We start from the raw sequence: 17,973 nt of genomic DNA, 5'->3' as shown, positions 1-17,973 counted from the left end.
AGAGAGTGTACATTTGCTATATTCACACCGTTCGCGGAACGCGTCGTGCGTGCGGGGTGAAGTGGTCGTAGGCCGTATCAAGCCTGCGCCGATACGGCAATTCACGTTGGATCTAGTCGCGGATACTCAACCATTCGCATCTCTCATCCCGTAGTGGAAGTGGCGCGCTTCGATAGCCCAGGACGAAGTCCTGGAAATTCGTCGCAAATTTCAACCTGAGTCCCAATGGGACGCGCTACCCGTCCGCACACAGGTGAGTTAGCGCGCTCTTTCAGAGCTAATAACCAAAATTACCCTCCCACAACCAGGGCTGCGCCCTGGCCTATCAAAGCGCGCTCCTTTGGAGCTAACCGCTTCGCGGCTTTGCGCCTTGGCGTGAGAATGAAAACCACTTTGCCAACCAATCACACCATGGTGAGGTTGCAAACAATTCGACACTCAAAGCGCCGCACGCGGCGCGGAGCTTGATACGGCCTACGCGCCTTCCCCCCTTAGTAAAGTCGCACCTGCGGGTTACCCCTGCGACATTACTCAATGGCACTCTTCGAGCGAACGATGACTTCAGCCGAGAAAACACGACACTTTTGGATATCCGGCCAAATACCGCCGAAGAGTAAAGTCGCACCCAATCAAAACGCCCCGAATGTGCGACTTTATCACGAAGGCAGATTCTCGAGTTGGAGTCTTACTGCTCGACCGCGAGGCGGCCGTAGATTGGCAGATGGCGGTAGTAAACTTCGAGCATGTAGATCGACAGGCAGGTGGTGTAGAGCCGCCCCCCCTGCGAGCCCCAGCGGTCGCCATTGGGATCCCAGCTACCGCGCTCGCGACCGCGCTTCTCCTGGCGATCGGGCAGGAGTTGTCGCATTACCGAGTTCCACTTTTGCCAAGCACTGCCTTCCATGTGGTGCATCACCTGCGTGGTGTAGTACCACTGATAGACGTTCCGTTCGTCCCACTCCGGCAGGAAGTTCAATAGCCACGCCACGCCTTCCTGCAAACGCTGATCGTCACGTTCCCAACCCAAGTACTGCCGGCACAACAGCCCCTCGGCGGTCATCGCGGGCGTGGCACCTTGGCGAGGTTGGTACGAGTAGCGACTGCCGTATTCCTTTTCCACCGAGTCGAGGTACTCACTAAGTCGCTTGAACGAATCGCTCGGCACTTCGAGCCCCGCCATGCGAGCACTTTGCAGCGCCATTGCAAACCAACCCGTCACCGACAGATCTTCGCCCTGTCCCGGATCGTATCGCCAACCACCCGCCGACGTTTGAATCTTCACGCAATAATCGACCGCCTTCTGAGCGGGCTTTCGGAGTTCCGGATCTTGAGTCATCGCGTAGAGTTCGCAGATGGCGATCGTGCACTGCGCGTGCGTGTAGAGCCTGGCGTCGCCCACATCGTCCTGGAAGAAATGTCCGTCGTCGTACTGCTGAGCGAGCAACCAATTCCAACCACGGCTCACTACTCGCGGAAACTCATCGTTGGGCAGCGGCTTGTGCGTGTATCCATGACCTTGAAACGCGAGCAGCGCCATCGCGGTTGCCGCTTCGGCATTCTCGCGACTCGAACCATCCTGGTACGGACCGCGAAGACTCCACGAGCCGTTTCGCTGCTGATTCCGTTCAAGCCACGCGAGCCCCTGCATCACGGCGCTTTCGGTGGTAGCGTTTCCACCGTAGGCATCGCGCAGTGCGTTACGCATTCCTGGCGTTCGTCCCGAGAGCGCGACGCCCACGCTAATCGACGGCATGTTGCTCGCCATCGCCAGACCTTCAGGCTGAATCGGAACCATGTCGGGCATCGACATCGGATCGAGCACCACGGGCAGATCGTCCGAAGCGAGCTCGGTCTGCTCGATTTGGATATCCTGAGGAACATTGAGATCGTCAATCGCATCGAGATCGATCTCGCCCAGTTCTTCCGCGTATCGCGCGTTGAGAATGAATGGCACGTCAACCGCTGTAACCGTCATCAACAGACCGAGCACGATCAGTGCCACCATGTGGATCATGGCGCTCACCAGCCACGGCGGAGACCCTCGCAGCATGCCGGTAATGTCGACCAGCGGCGCCGGTGTCGAGGGAGGCGGTTCGTTGTTCCCTGGGTCGCGCACACCCCCCTGCCCCGTCGCCCGGGGAGCGACAGTGGGTGGAAGCAGGTCGAGTTCGAATTCGGCCGTCTGCATGGAGCATTCGCGGGGGCACAACGACCAGGGCTGCGGCGGCCGCCCGGACAAGTCTTGTACCTTCACACTATCGGCGTGCCAGCACTCAGGCAACCAGAACCGCTCCGGCACCCGGCACGCGGTCCCAAACCTGCGGTGCGGGAACGCACTTTCCAAGAATTCGCCCAAAAGACACTCAAGCATTCCTTCGGCAAAAACCGAAGTACGAGAGACTGCCTGAATCCAAGGCCCCCAAGCCGCCAGGAATTCGCCAGCCGAGCCCATTGCCACCCTCCAGGGCGTGGCGTAGAATGTGGCACTCACCACCAAGGAATGAGCCGCCCGAGGGCGAGCAATTCCTTCGGTCCACCATACAATGACGCGGGGTGGAGCAGCCAGGTAGCTCGCGAGGCTCATAACCTCGAGGTCGTCGGTTCGAATCCGGCCCCCGCCACTTTCTTTAAACCCAAGCCACACCTGGACTTAGCCAGGTCTCTGGAAATGGGGCCGGACACTCGATCCGGAGCGGCTCTTTGCCGAAGCCAAAAGGGGAACGCTAAGAGGGAAGTCTCCGAGACATCCCTCTTTGCGCCTTCTGCAGACGCAAAGATAGCCCCATGCCACGACTCTTTCACCGGCCCCCGAAGTATCGTTTCCACAAGACGACCAAGCAGGCGGTCGTCTCGCTATTCGGAAAGCACATCTACCTAGGTCCCTACGGCTCCCGGAAGAGCCACCAGCGGTACCAGGAGATTCTCAAGAAGTGGGAAAAGGCCCGCCACGACGAGTGGGCACCCGACGCCAAACCGAGTGACGAGCTGCCTAAGACGCAGCCGAAAGTCGTTACACTCACGCCGGCGATGCTCCGCGAAAAGCGATTGGCTGGCTCACCGGTCTCGATCAGCGAGCTCATTTACGCTTATCGCCAGCATACCAAGGAGTACTACCGCAAGAATGGCGAGGCAAACCCAGACGCACTGCCAACGATTGTTACACCACCGCAAGCTACCGTCGTGCGATTCATCGAGCTTGCAAGAAAGCGGATGCCGACCAATGGTCGCTGAATTGGATCCGCCACACGGCATCGACCGAGAGTCGTAAACGCTTCGGCATCGATGTCTCCCCGGCGGTCGATGCCCATCTCGCGCTGGCGAGAGCTCTCGCAGGAAATGGCTCGTACTTGGCGACCACGCAGGCGGCAGGTCGATTGTTGCGATGAACCCGAAGAATTAGGGTGCTGCGTACTACGCGCGAGGCCTTCACGACGTGCTGGGCACAATGGTGGGATAGTCTCCCCCGGGGACCGGAGACGGCCACTCGCACCTTGTGCCAGCGCCTGCGTCCTACGCAGCCAATTGCGATTTCATGGAACATCCGCCCGACTCGACACGCCCTCTCTCCGTCGCAAGTGCAACACACAATTGCGCAATCGCGAACCCGGCATTCCGCGATCCGGGTATAATCGAAAGCATCGCCGATGGGGGTGTTCGACCGTTCTTTTCGCGGCGTTCCACCGTCGGCGTACCAGGCGCTCTTGTCCGTCGCCGACGTCTCGCCTCCGATGTCATCCTTCGCGACGAGGAGGATTCGGTGCGATGCGTCAAGACATTTTCGCGAGATGTGCGTGGCAGCGGCTTTTCGCTACGCGTGCACTTCCCTGTTCCAAGTTTCCACTAGATACATTGGAGAGCCATGATCGAGCGTCTGCTTCGACTGACTCGCCTCGCAATGCGCCTGGTGGTCCTCGTGCCGATGACGGCAATGGGACAAATAGCTCTGCCGTTGGTGAATGCTGGATTTGAGGAAGGCTCGCTTGCGGCGATTCCAGCGGGCTGGACGGTGGCAGCTGGGAGCAATCCGTTCTGGATCGGCGATAGCTCTTACGGTGGGTCCGATCCAGCGGATGGCTATCATAGCGATCGGTTTATCTCGGCTAGTTGGCAATACGGTGGCTTGTCCAACGCCGATTCACTGATTGGCGGCCAGGCGAATAGTGCGCTGGTGTATCAGGACATCGACCTTTCGCCGTTCAGTTCGCAAATTGCATCGGGGAGCAATTACTTAGGTCTTTCTTACGCGTTCTTCGACGGCGACGGGGCTGACCAAGGGACCATTTCGTACGACTTTCTAGATAGTGGTGGCACCGTGATCGGCAACGCCCACAGCAGCGTCACCACTGATGGCGGAGGTTGGAACTTTGTCGAGAATCTGACGTCCTCGATCATTCCAACGTCCGCTTCGAAGGTCCGTGTCTCTCTCGGCGCAGTGCGCAACAGCAACATCGGCTCGGCGCGGAACGTGGCGTTCGATGCCATCAGCGCCAGCCTGCAACCTGCCCCTCCGCCGGAAGAGATCGGCGACTTGGTGCATGGCAACCTGATTCAGATCGACGGCGATGGCAATTGGACGTGGTACACCGACGAGCGGGCCGTTGTCGATCCGAACAACGGCCGCGTCTTGGTGAACTCGGTCGGGTTCTCCCCTTCGTACATCAATCCCAGCTACACGGGCGTTGTGGATGTGGTGGACTTCGATCCGGCAACTGGGCGGCGCGTACGAACGCAGCTCTCCAATTTGCCCGGTGGTAGGAATATTCAGTCGGACGACCACAACGTCGGCGCACTGCTGGTGCTTCCCGATGGGCGTTATCTGGCGATGTACGCCAATCATGGCAACAACGGTGGCCTTGGAGACGAGTTCACACGATATCGAGTGTCTCTCCATCCAGGCGACAGCACCTCTTGGACGGACGAGCAGCATTACAACTGGTACGATGAAGTGCCCGGAGCCAACACTACTGGCAATCCCGATCAAGCAAACGTCAGCTACCACAACCTCTTCTACCTGTCTGACGAGGATAAGGTCTACGACATCTCGCGCTCTTATGGCCGCCTCTCGACGAATGGCGCGGGGCAGAACATGCCGAACATCGTCGAGTTCGATCCTGACACCAACACCCTGGAGTGGAAGGGACAATTCCTGGAGAGCGAAGCGCAAGGTTACTCGGCATATCCCAAGTACGTGTCGGATGGTAAGTCGCGAATCTACTTCACCACCACCGAAACCCACCCGCGGAACTACAACAACAGCCTCTACGCCGGTTACATCGAAGGAGGGCAAACCTTCGACATGGCGGGCACCTTGATCGACCCGAACTTATTCGACAGCAACGTGACGGCCGGCAATGGATCGGTGCCCGATGTGACGGACTTCACGCTCGTGGCCGCACCCGACGCGCTCGGCGAGGGCTACAATCGGTTTTGGACCACCGATGCGGCGCTGGACTCGGAGGGCAACCTGATGGCGCTCTACACGTCGCGGTACAATCCCGATGGTGCGACCAGCAGTGGAACCACCACGAACCCCATCGATCATCGGCTGCATTTTGCCCGTTGGAACCCCACTACCGAAACATGGACCAACGAAGAGATCGCCCGCATGGGTGATCGGCTGTTCGATAGCGAGCAGGATTACACGGGTCTCGGCGCGCTAATCCCAGGCGATGAGAACACGCTGTACATCTCCACCGACTTTGACCCTCGCGATCCGAACTGGCAAACACAAACGGACAAGCGTGAGATTTATCGTGGAAAGCACGATGGTGCGCAGTGGAACTGGGTTGCGATTACCGAGAAGTCGACGGTTGATAATTTGCGGCCGATCGCTCCCGATACACAAGGCGTGGGGCCACAGCCCATCTTCTGGTTTCGTGGCGACTATTTTCATGCCCAGAACGCCGACACCGCCGTGGTCGGCATCATCGACCAGCCCGACAATTTGTTGCCTCGCCCGGTGACCTACGTGGACGCCACCGCGACGAACACAGGGCGGGCAGACGACTCTCCGTTAAACGCCACCCAGCCCAACGCGTCGACCGGGCTGCTCGATGGTCAGTGGCACGAGCGTACTGGTTTGGGCAATGGCGGTAGCGTCTACACATCCAGCGAGACGGGTTTCGAAGATGCTCCGATGCTGCGAACGCAAATCGAAGGGCTTAGCAGTGGCGTGTACGACATCTTTGCGTACTTCTGGAGCGACAACGACGAGGACTGGCGGCTGATGGCGGGGTTGGAAGAGAACAACCTCGTGGATTTTCGCAAATTCGGCTCGCAGCATGCCGCCGAGGAGCAGTTCGCAGAGGCCGCGACTGTCACCGCCAACAACAACGATCTGCTTCTTTACCGAGCGTACGTAGGTCGCACCACGATAGTGGGTGGCGAGCCGGTTAATGTGTACGTTGATGACTGGCAATCGCTTGCCGGTGGTGCTATTCGCACTTGGTACGATGGCGTGGGCTACTCCCTGGTGGCCCCGCTGCTGTCGGGCGATTACAACGAGGACGGCGTCGTGAACCTCGCCGACTACACCGTGTGGCGTGACAACTTAGGGGCAACTGAGTTAAACGCGTTCGCGCTAGCAGACGGCAACGGCGACGGAACGGTAACCCACGATGACTATGAAGTGTGGCGGGCCCATTTCGGGACCTCACTCGAGAATCCAAATACCTCAAACGCGTTGGGCGATTCAAAGGTGCCAGAACCGCAATCCGTTATCTTAATTGCAGTAACCACAACCCTTCTCTTGTTGCAACGAGGCCGACCCGCACGTTCGCAGCACGTATGACCCGCTTGATAACTCCGTACCATTCACTTGCCAAACTAACTAGCTAAAGAACCTACCATGCTCACGCACTTGCTGCCCCGAAGACTCCGAAGCTTCGCTACGACTTTTACTGTTATTCTGTCGTTGACCTCCACGAGTTCCGCCGACTATCCGATCGTTTCGCATCGCTACTTGGCAGACCCCAGTTGTTTGGTGGCCAAAGATCGCGTGTACGTGTACTGCTCGAACGACGACGAGAGCCCGCTCCAAGGGAGCTACAACATTCCGAACGTGGTTTGCGTTTCGTCGAGTGACATGAAGAATTGGACCGATCATGGTTCGGTGTTTCGCGCCGAAGACGCCACAACCTGGGCAAAGAAAACCTGGGCCCCTGCGGCCATCGAACGCGACGGCAAGTACTTCCTGTACTTCGGCAATGGCGGCGCCAATATTGGCGTGGCAGTCAGCGACAGCCCCACCGGTCCCTTCACCGATCCGCTCGGAAAACCCTTGATCACGCACGACACACCGGGCGTCCAGCCAGCTCGTAATATGTGGCTATTCGATCCGGGAGTGTTCATCGACGACGACGGCCAGGCCTACATTTACTTTGGTGGCAACGGCGACGACAACGTCCGCGTGGCGAAACTCAACCGCGACATGATCAGCCTCGATGGCGACGTGATCAAGATGAACGCCCCCAACTTCTTCGAAGCCGCGTGGGTATTCAAGCACAATGGCAAGTACTACTTCACCTACTCGACAACTCCGCGTGCCCAGATGCGGATCGACTACATGACCGGCGACCATCCGATCGAAGGGCTGGAGTATCGCGGCATCGTGGGCGATCAGCCCCCTCTGAACTTCGGCGACAACAATCATGCGGCTCAGTTCAAGTTCAAAGACCACTGGTACCACGTGTACCACAACCGCGTTGTTGCCAAAGAAGCAGAAATACCCACCGGCTTCCGTCGGAACATTGCGTTCGAAGAATTTACGTTTGACGACCAGGGAAACATCGAGAAGGTCACCTACACCGAAGACGGCGTCAAACAGCACACTCCTTTGGATCCTTTTAAGCGGGTGGAAGCGGAAACCTTTCAGTCGCAGCAAGGGGTCGAGACGGAGGTCTGCGACGATGGCGGGATGAACCTCTCGGATCTGAGCAATGGTGACTGGATTAAGGTTGCGGGCGTCGATTTCGGGGATGGCGCCAGTAATTTTAACGCCAGTGTCGCTAGCGAAGGTGCGGAAGGAGTGATCGAACTCCGCCTCGACGCGCCGGACGGCGAGCTTATTGGCTCCTGTGAAGTTGGCGAGACGGGTGGCTGGCAATCGTGGAAAGAAGCCGCCTGTGAGCTAAAGAATACGGAAGGGGTCCACGATCTGTACTTCGTCTTCAAGGGGACGGGCGATCGGCTTCCCAACGTCGACTACTGGCAACTCGCGCCGTGAGAGGCGACATCGCCTTAGCGCTCCAACCCTTTCTCACGTTTGTCGGTGGCTCCACTCATGAACCAATGCTTGTGCAGAGTTGTTATAGGCTTGCTAGCTCTCGGGATGACTTGGTCACTCGCCGGTGCCCAGGAAGCAAGAAATCCGATTCTGCATGCTGATGTCCCCGACCCTTCGATCATCCGCGTCGGGGACACGTACTACATGAGCAGCACCACCATGCACATGAGTCCGGGACTTCCCATCATGAAGTCAACGGACCTCGTGAACTGGGAGATGCTAAACTACGCGTACGATACGCTTGGCGATATCGATCCGCTAACCCTTACCAACGGCGAGGACAGCTACGGCCGGGGCTCGTGGGCGAGCAGCCTTCGCTACCACGACGGCAAGTTCTACGTCTCGACGTTTTCTAGCACGACGGGCAAGACCTACATCTTCAGCACGTCGGATATCGAGAAAGAGCCTTGGGAGGAAATCTCGTTTGCGCCATCGCTACACGACTCGTCGTTGTTCTTCGACGACGATGGCAAAGTCTACATGCTGTGGGGAGCCGGCGATCTTCGCCTCACCGAACTCAAGAAGGACCTGACCGGTATCGAATCCGATGGGTTCAACGAGGTGGTAATCGCCAACGCCAGCGCACCGGCAGGAGAAAACATTAATCTGCCGGCGGAGGGAAGTCAGCTCTTTAAGGTGAATGGGAAGTACTACCTGTTCAACATCGCCTGGCCACGGGGCGGCATGCGGACGGTGATTGTTCATCGGGCCGACAAGATCACGGGACCTTACGAGGGTCGCCTCGCGCTACAAGACCAAGGTGTGGCTCAAGGTGGGTTGATCGACACCCCGGAAGGAAAATGGTACGCCTATCTGTTCCAAGATAGCGGGGCCGTTGGACGCATTCCGTATCTCGTGCCTGTGGAGTGGAAAGAGGGTTGGCCCGTCTTGGGAGTGAATGGCAAAGTGCGAATGGAGCTCGACTTGCCGGCCAATCGCTCTTTGATACCCGGGATTGTTGACTCCGATGAATTTGATCGCAATCCAGGTGCCCCCGCCCTGCCCCTCGTTTGGCAATGGAATCACAATCCCGACAACGAACACTGGTCCCTCACCCAGCGCCCGGGCCATCTGCGAATCACGACCGGTCGCGTTGACTCCGAACTTATTTCTGCCCGCAACACACTCACGCAACGAACGATAGGACCGACCTGCACCGGTACGACACTTCTCGAAACCTCAGGACTTAAAGACGGCGATGTCGCGGGACTATGCCTGCTTCAGCAGCACTACGGCTTGGTTGGCGTGCGGGTGGATGGAGACGCGAAGCAGATCGTGATGATCAAGGGCCTTCCTCCGCAGCGACCTAGTCGCCGCGAGCGGCCCGACCCGAGTAACAACTCTACACAGCGCTACTCGATCGTCGAGGCGGTGCCGCTTGATCAGGATGCCGTCTATCTACGGGCAGCTTGTGATTTTAGCAACAAGGCGGACAAGGCCCGGTTTGAATACAGCCTTGATGGCGAGACTTGGAAATCGATTGGCGACGAACTGGCCATGCGGTACACGTTGCCCCACTTCATGGGTTACCGATTCGGGCTTTTTAACTACGCGACGAAGCAAGCGGGTGGCCACGCGGATTTTGTTTACTTCCACATCAGCGACACGCTAGACACTCCGGATGTGTCCGAACCTCCGGTACGAGCGAGCGAGAGCGAGGCCACGCCGGGGTCGAACCCGATCATCCGCGATGTATTCACGGCCGACCCCGCACCCCTGGTGGTAGGTGATACACTTTATCTATACGTCGGCCGTGACAATGCCGGCGAGGGAGAGATGTTCACGATGCCCGAGTGGCTGTGCTACTCGACGAAGGACATGAAGCAGTGGACATCCCACGGCGCGGTGCTGAAGCCCACCGATTTCGCATGGGGCGAAGCCAATTCAGCGTGGGCGTCGCAGGTTGTGGAGAAGGACGGACGATTCTACTACTTCGTAACAGCCCGGGGCAAAGACGAGCCCTACAAGGGAAACAATGTTGGCGTTGCTGTCGCCGATTCCCCTACCGGCCCGTTTCGTGATGCCATCGGCAAGCCACTCGTTTCCAATAGCACGACCCCCAACGGTACGCGACCATGGGAAGACATCGACCCCACGGTATGGATCGAGGAGGACGGCACTCCTTGGATGTCCTGGGGCAACGGCGATTGCTACCTCGTGAAGCTGAAGCCCAATCTGTTAGAGCTCGATGGGGACATAAAGAAGCTCGATCTGCCTCACTACGTTGAGGGGCCTTGGCTCTACAAACGCGGAAAACTGTACTACTTGATCTATGCCGCGATGAAGCGACCCGTTGGCTCGGAGCAGATCGCCTACGCCACTGCCAAGACCATCGAAGGGCCGTGGGAGTTTCGCGGTTTCGTCACAGGTCCAGCAAAGAACAGCTTCACCATTCACCCCGGCGTCGCAGAGTTCAAAGGACGGAACTATTTCTTCTATCATTTCGCCGATCACACGATCGGCGATCAGTCAGGTGCCCTGGGGCGGCGTGCGGTCTGCGTGGAACACCTCCACTACAAAGACGACGGAACCATCCGGCCAGTCCAACAAACAGTTGAAGGCGTTAGCGTGTCAGTAGCAGAATGAACTACGAGCGCCGTCCACTGGCGGCGATCTTCACAACCAAGGCGGAGAAGGAAAGATGAAGGAACGAACTGTGCGTTTAGCCATAGCAGCTTTAGTTGGCGTGGCATCCGTCATGTCAGCTGTCCAAGCGGATGAAGCGACGACCTTCAAGCCATCCACCCTTAATCAGGCGGGTCGTGAGTATCCTCAAGTCAACTCCGAAGGTCGAGTAAAGGCCAGACTCGTCGCCCCCGAGGCGAAAGGCGTCCTGCTCGACATCGGTGGAGTTCGCTATCCGATGACCAAAGGCGAAGACGGTGCCTGGGTGGGCGAATCGGACCCGCAAGACGAAGGGTTTCACTACTACCAGTTAGTGGTCGACGGAGCACAGGTGCCTGATCCTGGAACGCTGTTTTTCTATGGTGCGGGGCGTTGGGGTAGCGGCGTCGAAGTGCCGGCCAAAGACGAAGAGTTCTACGCGATGAAGAACGTGCCGCATGGCACCCTCCATGAGCATCAGTACTACAGTCCCTCGAACGATGCGATGCGGCGATGTTTCGTCTACACCCCCCCTGGATATGAGAACGACACCGACACTCGCTACCCAGTGTTGTACCTGCAGCATGGCGGTGGCGAGGACGAAACCGGTTGGTCGCGGCAGGGTCATGTGAACTTGATCATGGATAACTTGATCGCCGAGGGCAAAGCTCGGCCGTTCATCATCGTGATGGACAACGGAAGTTGGGCGATGCCTGGAGGTGCCGGGCGACCTCCTCGGGGAGAGCGTCGCCCTGGCCAGTGGCCCCCCGCGGGATGGGCGGATGGTTTCAAGCGAACCCTGCTCGACGAGATTATTCCCATGATCGACGCGAGCTACCGGACAAAGGGCGACCAACCTAATCGTGCAATGGCCGGGCTTTCGATGGGTGGAATGCAAACCAACGCCATCGCGATGGAAAACTTAGACGTCTTCTCGCACATTGGCATCTTCAGCGGCGGAACGGTTGGCGATCCCGCAACCGCACACGACGGCGCGATGGCCGACGCCGATGCGTTCAACGAAAAAGTGAAACTCGTCTTTCAAAGCAGCGGCTCGAAGGAACGCCCCGAAGCAGTCGAGGCGAACCACGAACAGTTGAAAGCGGCGGGTATTCACAGCGTCGCTTACGTCTCGCCCGATACTGCCCACGAATGGCAGACGTGGCGGCGAAGCTTCCATCAATTCGCCCAGCATTTGTTCCAAGACAAGTGAGTTAACCAACTGCGGCGAGATCACGAATGTCCAGCGCCGCCAGTTCACGACCCATTCCACTTCGGCCTTCCGCCAAGGACTTCTGATGCAACGCTATTTCCAACATCTCCTGACGATCGGACGCGTGTTCTCCATCGCTTCTTTGTGCATTTGCGTGTTCGTTAGCGGTGCCGCGGCCGCCGACGATACAACGCTGAAGGATGCGTACAAAGACGATTTTCTCATGGGCGTGGCGATCAATCGTACTATCGCCACCGACACAGCGGTCAGCGCCGATAACGTAGATCGCGATCTGGACGAGGTCCGTGCGGACACGGCCGTGGTGCTCAAGCACTTTAACTCCGTCTCGCCCGAGAACGACCTCAAGTGGGCGTTGATTCACCCTCAAGAAGGTCCGGATGGCTACGACTGGGAGCCCGCCGATGCGTTCGTCGCGTTCGGCGAGCGCAACAACATGCACATCGTCGGCCACACGCTGGTGTGGCATAGCCAGACGCCGAATTGGGTGTTCGCAGGCAAGGTGCCTGCTCCCGGTGCGGAACGCGAGGACTCGCGGGGACGACGCAACCGCTGGGAGTACACCGGCCCTCGTGCTACTCGCGAGGAGCTTCTCGAACGGATGCGCGATCACATCCATGCAGTGGTCGGCCGGTACAAGGGCAAGATTCACGCGTGGGATGTTGTCAACGAGGCTATCTCCGACGAAGGGGACGAAGTGCTCCGCGATTCGCTCTGGCGACAGATTATTGGCGATGACTTTATCGCCAAGGCATTCGAGTACGCTCACGAGGCCGACCCCGATGCACTGCTTCGCTACAACGACTACAGCCTCGAAAACCCGGAGAAGCGTGCGAAGTTGATCAAGCTTATCAAGTCGCTCCAGGAGCAAGGCGTACCCGTAATGGCGATCGGCACGCAGGCGCACATCAATACTTCGTGGCCGAGCTACGAAGAGTTTGACCGAGCAATCACCGAGATGAAAGAGCTTGGACTACCGATTCATGTTACCGAACTCGACATCAATGCGGCCGAGCGTGGTCAGGACACGACAACCGCCGATCTTTCCGCGGACGTGTCGGGCGGCGGGCTTGTAGACCAGGCCATGGCCCGGCAAGCTGAGCAGTACGCGAATGTGTTCAAGGTGCTCAAGAAGCATAAGGATGCGGTAAAGGTCGTCACTTTCTGGGGTGCCAACGATGGCGTCTCTTGGCGAGCCAATGGTCGGCCACTACTGTTCGACCGCGAGAACCAGCCGAAGCCGGCGTTCGATGCGGTGATCGAAGTCGCTAAAGAGAAATAGCGCATCGTTGCCTGCAAACCACTCTCCTATCGAATGACGACTCAACCCATGAAACAACTTACGAAACACTTAGCCATCCTTGCGACACTGGTTGCGACAATACCGCTTCTTGCGCAGGAGCCTCCTTCGAGATCCGGACCACGAGGATTCGGCGGCCCCATCGAACTCGATGCCGACGACCGGCAAGTGTTCGCGGATCCTCCGAAGGGCTTCAACGAGGAACGCGCCGACATTCCGCGCGGCCAGCTTGAGATGATCGAGTACGACTCGAAAAGCGTTGGCACTCGCCGCAAGATGCAGGTCTACACGCCCCCCGGGTATAGCAAGGACAAGAAGTATCCGGTTCTTTACTTGCTGCACGGTATCGGCGGTGACGAGACCGAGTGGCAGCGTTTCACGAAGCCCAACGTCATCCTCGACAACCTGCTGGCCGATGGCAAAGTCCAGCCGATGATCGTCGTGATGCCAAATGGCCGGGCGCAGAAGAATGACCGGGCGGAAGGCGACGTGTTCCGTACCGCGCCGGCGTTCGCCGCATTCGAGGACGACCTGCTCAACGATGTGATTCCGACTATCGAGTCACGTTACTCTACGCACAATGATCGCGAACACCGAGCCCTAGCGGGCTTGTCGATGGGGGGCGGGCAGTCGCTCAACTTCGGCCTGTCACACCTCGATCAGTTCGCGTGGATTGGTGGATTTTCCTCCGCCCCCAATACAAAGCCGCCCGCAGAATTGGTGCCCGATCCGGCGAAGACGAAAGAACAGCTAAAGTTACTTTGGCTTTCATGTGGCAACAAAGATGGCCTGATTCGTATCAGCCAAGGGATGCATCGTCACCTGAAAGAGAACGATGTTCCTCATGTATGGAACGTCGACGCCTACGGACACGACCCAACGCATTGGGGTAACAATCTCTACCATTTTGTCCAGCAGCTATTCGTCGAGCGCCCCGTCACCTCGAACGTTGACCGCGTCCATGGCGACTTAATCGTGCTGAACGACAACGGCGCGTGGTCGTGGTATCAGGACGAGCGCGCGATGGTTGACACCAAGGCCGGCAAGTTATTGGTGAGCTCCGTGGCGGCCTCCCCCCCTGGCGTTAATGGCCCGCGCGATGGCAACGTCGACCTTGTGACGTACGATCTTGCCAGCGGCGATCTCTCTCGCGAAGTCATTGGCAAGATCCAAGAGGACGATCACAACGTGGCCGCCCTGCTCAAGAGACCCGATGGCCGGTACTTGGCGATGTACGCCAATCACAACACCGATCGTGTCACGCGCTACCGCGTATCGGAGAACCCCGAAGACACGACCGAGTGGGGGCCCGAGCGAATCTTCGACTGGCGCGAGACGCCTGGCAACGACTTCAATTTGACGTACTCCAATCTGTTCTACCTGCCAGCCGAAAAGACAGTCTACAACTTCGCCCGCGTGAACGATCGCAGCCCGAACATGATGCTTTCCAAGGACCAAGGGGATACATGGACTTATGGTGGTCAGTTAACCAAGAGTGAAGACGTTGGCTACGTCAACGGCTACTTTAAATACGCCTCGAATGGCGTCGACCGCATCCACTTGATCGCGACCGAAGCCCATCCCCGCGATTTCAACAACGGCATCTACCACGCCTACATTGAGGGCGGCAAGCTGTATGGCTCCGATGGGGAGTTGATCGACGCCAACATTCACGACAACAAGGACATTCCCGCCACGTCCTCGCTGACACCCGTGTTCACGCCTGACGAGGAAGATGGCAAGCAGCAACGGCATCGGGCGTGGACGACCGACCTCGCGCTCGATTCACAGGGCATGCCTTACGCACTGTTCACGACGCGTGCCGGCGATGCGACGCCCAGTGCCGACGGCAAAGGGGACGATCGCCGTCTGTACTACGCGAGATACGACGGCAAAGCTTGGAATACCCACGAAGTCGCCAAGATGGCCAAGAGGCTGTTCGATTCCGAACAGGATTACACGGGGCTTGGCGCACTCGTCCCGGGAGATCCCAACACGCTGTTTGTCTCGACGACGATCGATCCAGCAAGCCAAGTCGAAACTCGTTTTCACGAGATTTACAAAGGTACAACCAACGACGGAGGGAAGAACTGGGACTGGAAGCCAATCACCGAAAACTCGACGGTCGACAACCTTAGGCCGATTGTCCCGGCGTGGGACGATGACAACTTGGCCGTCCTTTGGTTTCGCGGCCGCATGTTCACCTCGCAAGCCTACGAGTCGTCGATCGTCGGAATTATTGAGCGAACCTCCAATGCGAATGTCGCAGAATCAGTAAACGATGCCACAAGCCCCTCGAAAGCTCTCTCGGCTCGTGCTGCTGAGCGAACGGATCGGAACTCGCAGCTAGCGCACGCTCAACTAGTCGAAAAAGCAGAGGCCGGCCAAATTGATGTGTACTTCATTGGCGATTCGATCACGCGTCGATGGGGGGCGACCGACTATCCTGACTTCCTCGCGAACTGGCGTGAGAATTTTCACGGCTGGAACGCCGGCAATTTCGGTTGGGGTGCTGACTCGACGCAGCACATGATCTGGCGACTGGAAAATGGCGAGCTCGAGGGAGTCGAACCCAAAGTTATCGTAATTCTCGCCGGCACGAACAACATTGGGAACGAGCCAAGGGACGAAGCTCGCGTCGCCGATGAAGTAACCCTGGGCATTCAAGAAATCATCCGCATCTGCCAAGAACAAGCACCTGACGCGAAGATACTCCTCACTGGTATCCTACCGCGGAACGACAACCCGCGCGATCCGCTGGCCGCGATGCCAACCATCGAACGAATCAACGCGAACTTAGAAAAGCTGTCCGATGGGGAGCGCGTTCAGTTTGTTTCCATCAACGACAAACTTGCAGACGAAACTGGAACTCTTCGTGACGGGATGACCGTCGATGGATTGCACCTTTCGCTCCGAGGCTATCAAGTGTGGGCCGATGCACTGAAGCCGTTGCTCACCGAGCAACTAGGTCCGCCGGCCGACGTAGATCATGCGCCGCCGCCGACCGGCGATCCGAGTGCATCGCGTTAGTGGCTACTATGTTACAAGTACTCGTTGATCAGGTTCTCGATACGCTCTTGTCGCCCTGAGGCATTCGGTGCGGGGTTGCCCTTGGCAAGCATTGCGCTCGAGAGGCTGTCGAAGCTGTGCTGCCCGTTCTCGATCTCGGCCCCCAGTCCCGAGTTCCAGCTGGCGTAGCGATCGGACACCAGCGACTCTAGTCGACCGTCCGCACGCATTGCCGCTGCTATCAGTAGTCCCCGAGCAAAAGCGTCCATCGAGCCGACGTGGGCATAGAACAAATCGATGGGGTCGAAGCTTTCTCGGCGGACCTTCGCGTCGAAATTCACGCCACCCGTGGTAAGACCACCGTATTTAAGGATGGAGTGCATGCACGCGGTGGTGAGGTAGATGTCAGTCGCAAACTGATCCGTGTCCCAACCCAGCAGGCAATCGCCGGTATTCGCGTCAATCGATCCTAGCGCCCCCGCAGCACCGGCGACCTCCAGCTCGTGCTGCATCGTATGACCGGCCAGCGTTGCGTGGTTGGTTTCGAGATTCAGCTTGAAGTACGGAAGTAGATCGTACTGACGCAGGAAATTGAGACACGCCGCGGCGTCGGAATCGTATTGGTGCTTGGTCGGCTCCTTGGGTTTCGGCTCGATGTAAAACGGCTTCGAAAAGCCGATCGCCTTGGCGTGACTGACGGCCATGTGTAGGAAGCGGGCCAGATGCTCCTGCTCGCGACGCATGTCCGTGTTCCACAGGCACTGATACCCCTCGCGCCCACCCCAGAACACGTACCCTTCGCCTCCTAGCTCGTGAGTAACTTCAAGGGCCTTCTTCGTTTGCGCACACGCGTAAGCAAACACATCGGCGTTGCAACTCGTGGCTGCACCGTGCATGTACCTCGGGTGAGAGAAGAGATTGGCTGTTCCCCAGAGCAAGCGAATGCCCGTTCGTTGTTGCTCCTCTTTGAGCACCTCGACGACCGCATCAAGGTTGGCATTCGATTCGCCAAGCGTTTGCCCTTCAGGCGCTACGTCGCGGTCATGGAAGGCGTAGAACGGAGCTCCGAGCTTTTCGATGAATTCAAACGCTACACGAACTCGATTGCGGGCATTTTCTAGGCTGTCCGTTCCGTCGTCCCATGGCCGAACCGCTGTCGGTGCACCAAACGGGTCGCTCCCCTGCCCTCGAAAGGTGTGCCAGTAGACGACGCTGAAGCGAAGGTGGTCCTTCATGGTCTTGCCTTCGACCATCGCGTTCTCGTCGTAGTAGCGAAACGCGAGCGGATTGCGACTCTGAGGACCTTCAAAAGGGATGCGGGAGATTTCGGGGAAGGCGGTCACGGCTGGCCTGGCTCACACAAGGGAAAGGAAGGAACACCCGTCATCGACGGGCGACGTCTTGGAGAATTCGACGGTTCGTTGGGCATTTTTGTGCCGAACGAGCATGTAGCCTAGATTCGGCTTCGAGGCATGTCGACTGGTTGAATCACGCAATTCGATGTTGCGATTTCGCACAACTTCTTGAGTGAGCAATCGCTTCCAT

Annotated in this window: 9 protein-coding genes and 1 tRNA gene; 8 read left to right on the top strand and 2 right to left on the bottom strand. The window is 58.0% G+C overall.

Annotated features, from left to right (window positions below):
- Positions 1 to 685: 685 nt before the first annotated feature.
- Positions 686 to 2,188, bottom strand: coding sequence for a prenyltransferase/squalene oxidase repeat-containing protein (locus tag SH292x_RS05550; RefSeq protein WP_442484592.1), 1,503 nt, complete (start codon positions 2,186 to 2,188; stop codon positions 686 to 688).
- A gap of 359 nt (positions 2,189 to 2,547) precedes the next feature.
- Here SH292x_RS05550 and SH292x_RS05545 point away from each other — a divergent pair.
- The 8 genes from SH292x_RS05545 to SH292x_RS05510 all read left to right on the top strand — a co-directional run bounded on the left by SH292x_RS05545 (position 2,548) and on the right by SH292x_RS05510 (position 16,449).
- Positions 2,548 to 2,621 (top strand) — tRNA-Met (locus SH292x_RS05545).
- A gap of 163 nt (positions 2,622 to 2,784) precedes the next feature.
- The gene (locus SH292x_RS05540) at positions 2,785 to 3,231 is read left to right on the top strand and encodes a hypothetical protein (RefSeq protein ID WP_442484591.1); all 447 of its coding nucleotides are present in this window, start codon (positions 2,785 to 2,787) and stop codon (positions 3,229 to 3,231) included.
- A 628-nt stretch (positions 3,232 to 3,859) separates the two neighbouring features.
- Entirely contained in the window at positions 3,860 to 6,790 is a 2,931-nt protein-coding gene (locus tag SH292x_RS05535) for a BNR-4 repeat-containing protein (protein WP_442484590.1), read from the top strand.
- A gap of 123 nt (positions 6,791 to 6,913) precedes the next feature.
- Entirely contained in the window at positions 6,914 to 8,224 is a 1,311-nt protein-coding gene (locus SH292x_RS05530; RefSeq protein ID WP_442484589.1) for a glycoside hydrolase family 43 protein, read from the top strand.
- A 105-nt stretch (positions 8,225 to 8,329) separates the two neighbouring features.
- Positions 8,330 to 10,870, top strand: coding sequence for a family 43 glycosylhydrolase (locus SH292x_RS05525; RefSeq protein WP_442484588.1), 2,541 nt, complete (start codon positions 8,330 to 8,332; stop codon positions 10,868 to 10,870).
- A 112-nt stretch (positions 10,871 to 10,982) separates the two neighbouring features.
- Positions 10,983 to 12,101, top strand: coding sequence for an alpha/beta hydrolase-fold protein (locus SH292x_RS05520; RefSeq protein WP_442484587.1), 1,119 nt, complete (start codon positions 10,983 to 10,985; stop codon positions 12,099 to 12,101).
- Positions 12,102 to 12,186: 85 nt separating this feature from the next.
- The gene (locus SH292x_RS05515; protein WP_442484586.1) at positions 12,187 to 13,401 is read left to right on the top strand and encodes an endo-1,4-beta-xylanase; all 1,215 of its coding nucleotides are present in this window, start codon (positions 12,187 to 12,189) and stop codon (positions 13,399 to 13,401) included.
- 48 nt (positions 13,402 to 13,449) lie between these two features.
- The gene (locus tag SH292x_RS05510) at positions 13,450 to 16,449 is read left to right on the top strand and encodes a GDSL-type esterase/lipase family protein (protein WP_442484585.1); all 3,000 of its coding nucleotides are present in this window, start codon (positions 13,450 to 13,452) and stop codon (positions 16,447 to 16,449) included.
- Positions 16,450 to 16,460: 11 nt separating this feature from the next.
- Here the strand turns inward: SH292x_RS05510 and xylA are convergent, their stop codons facing one another.
- Entirely contained in the window at positions 16,461 to 17,771 is a 1,311-nt protein-coding gene (xylA, locus tag SH292x_RS05505) for a xylose isomerase (protein ID WP_442484584.1), read from the bottom strand.
- Positions 17,772 to 17,973 lie beyond the last annotated feature (202 nt).

It is taken from the genome of Aeoliella fuhlenseeensis (assembly GCF_052161615.1).
Taxonomy (GTDB): Bacteria; Planctomycetota; Planctomycetia; order Pirellulales; family Lacipirellulaceae; genus Aeoliella.
This window is presented reverse-complemented; position numbering and strand designations above follow the sequence as displayed.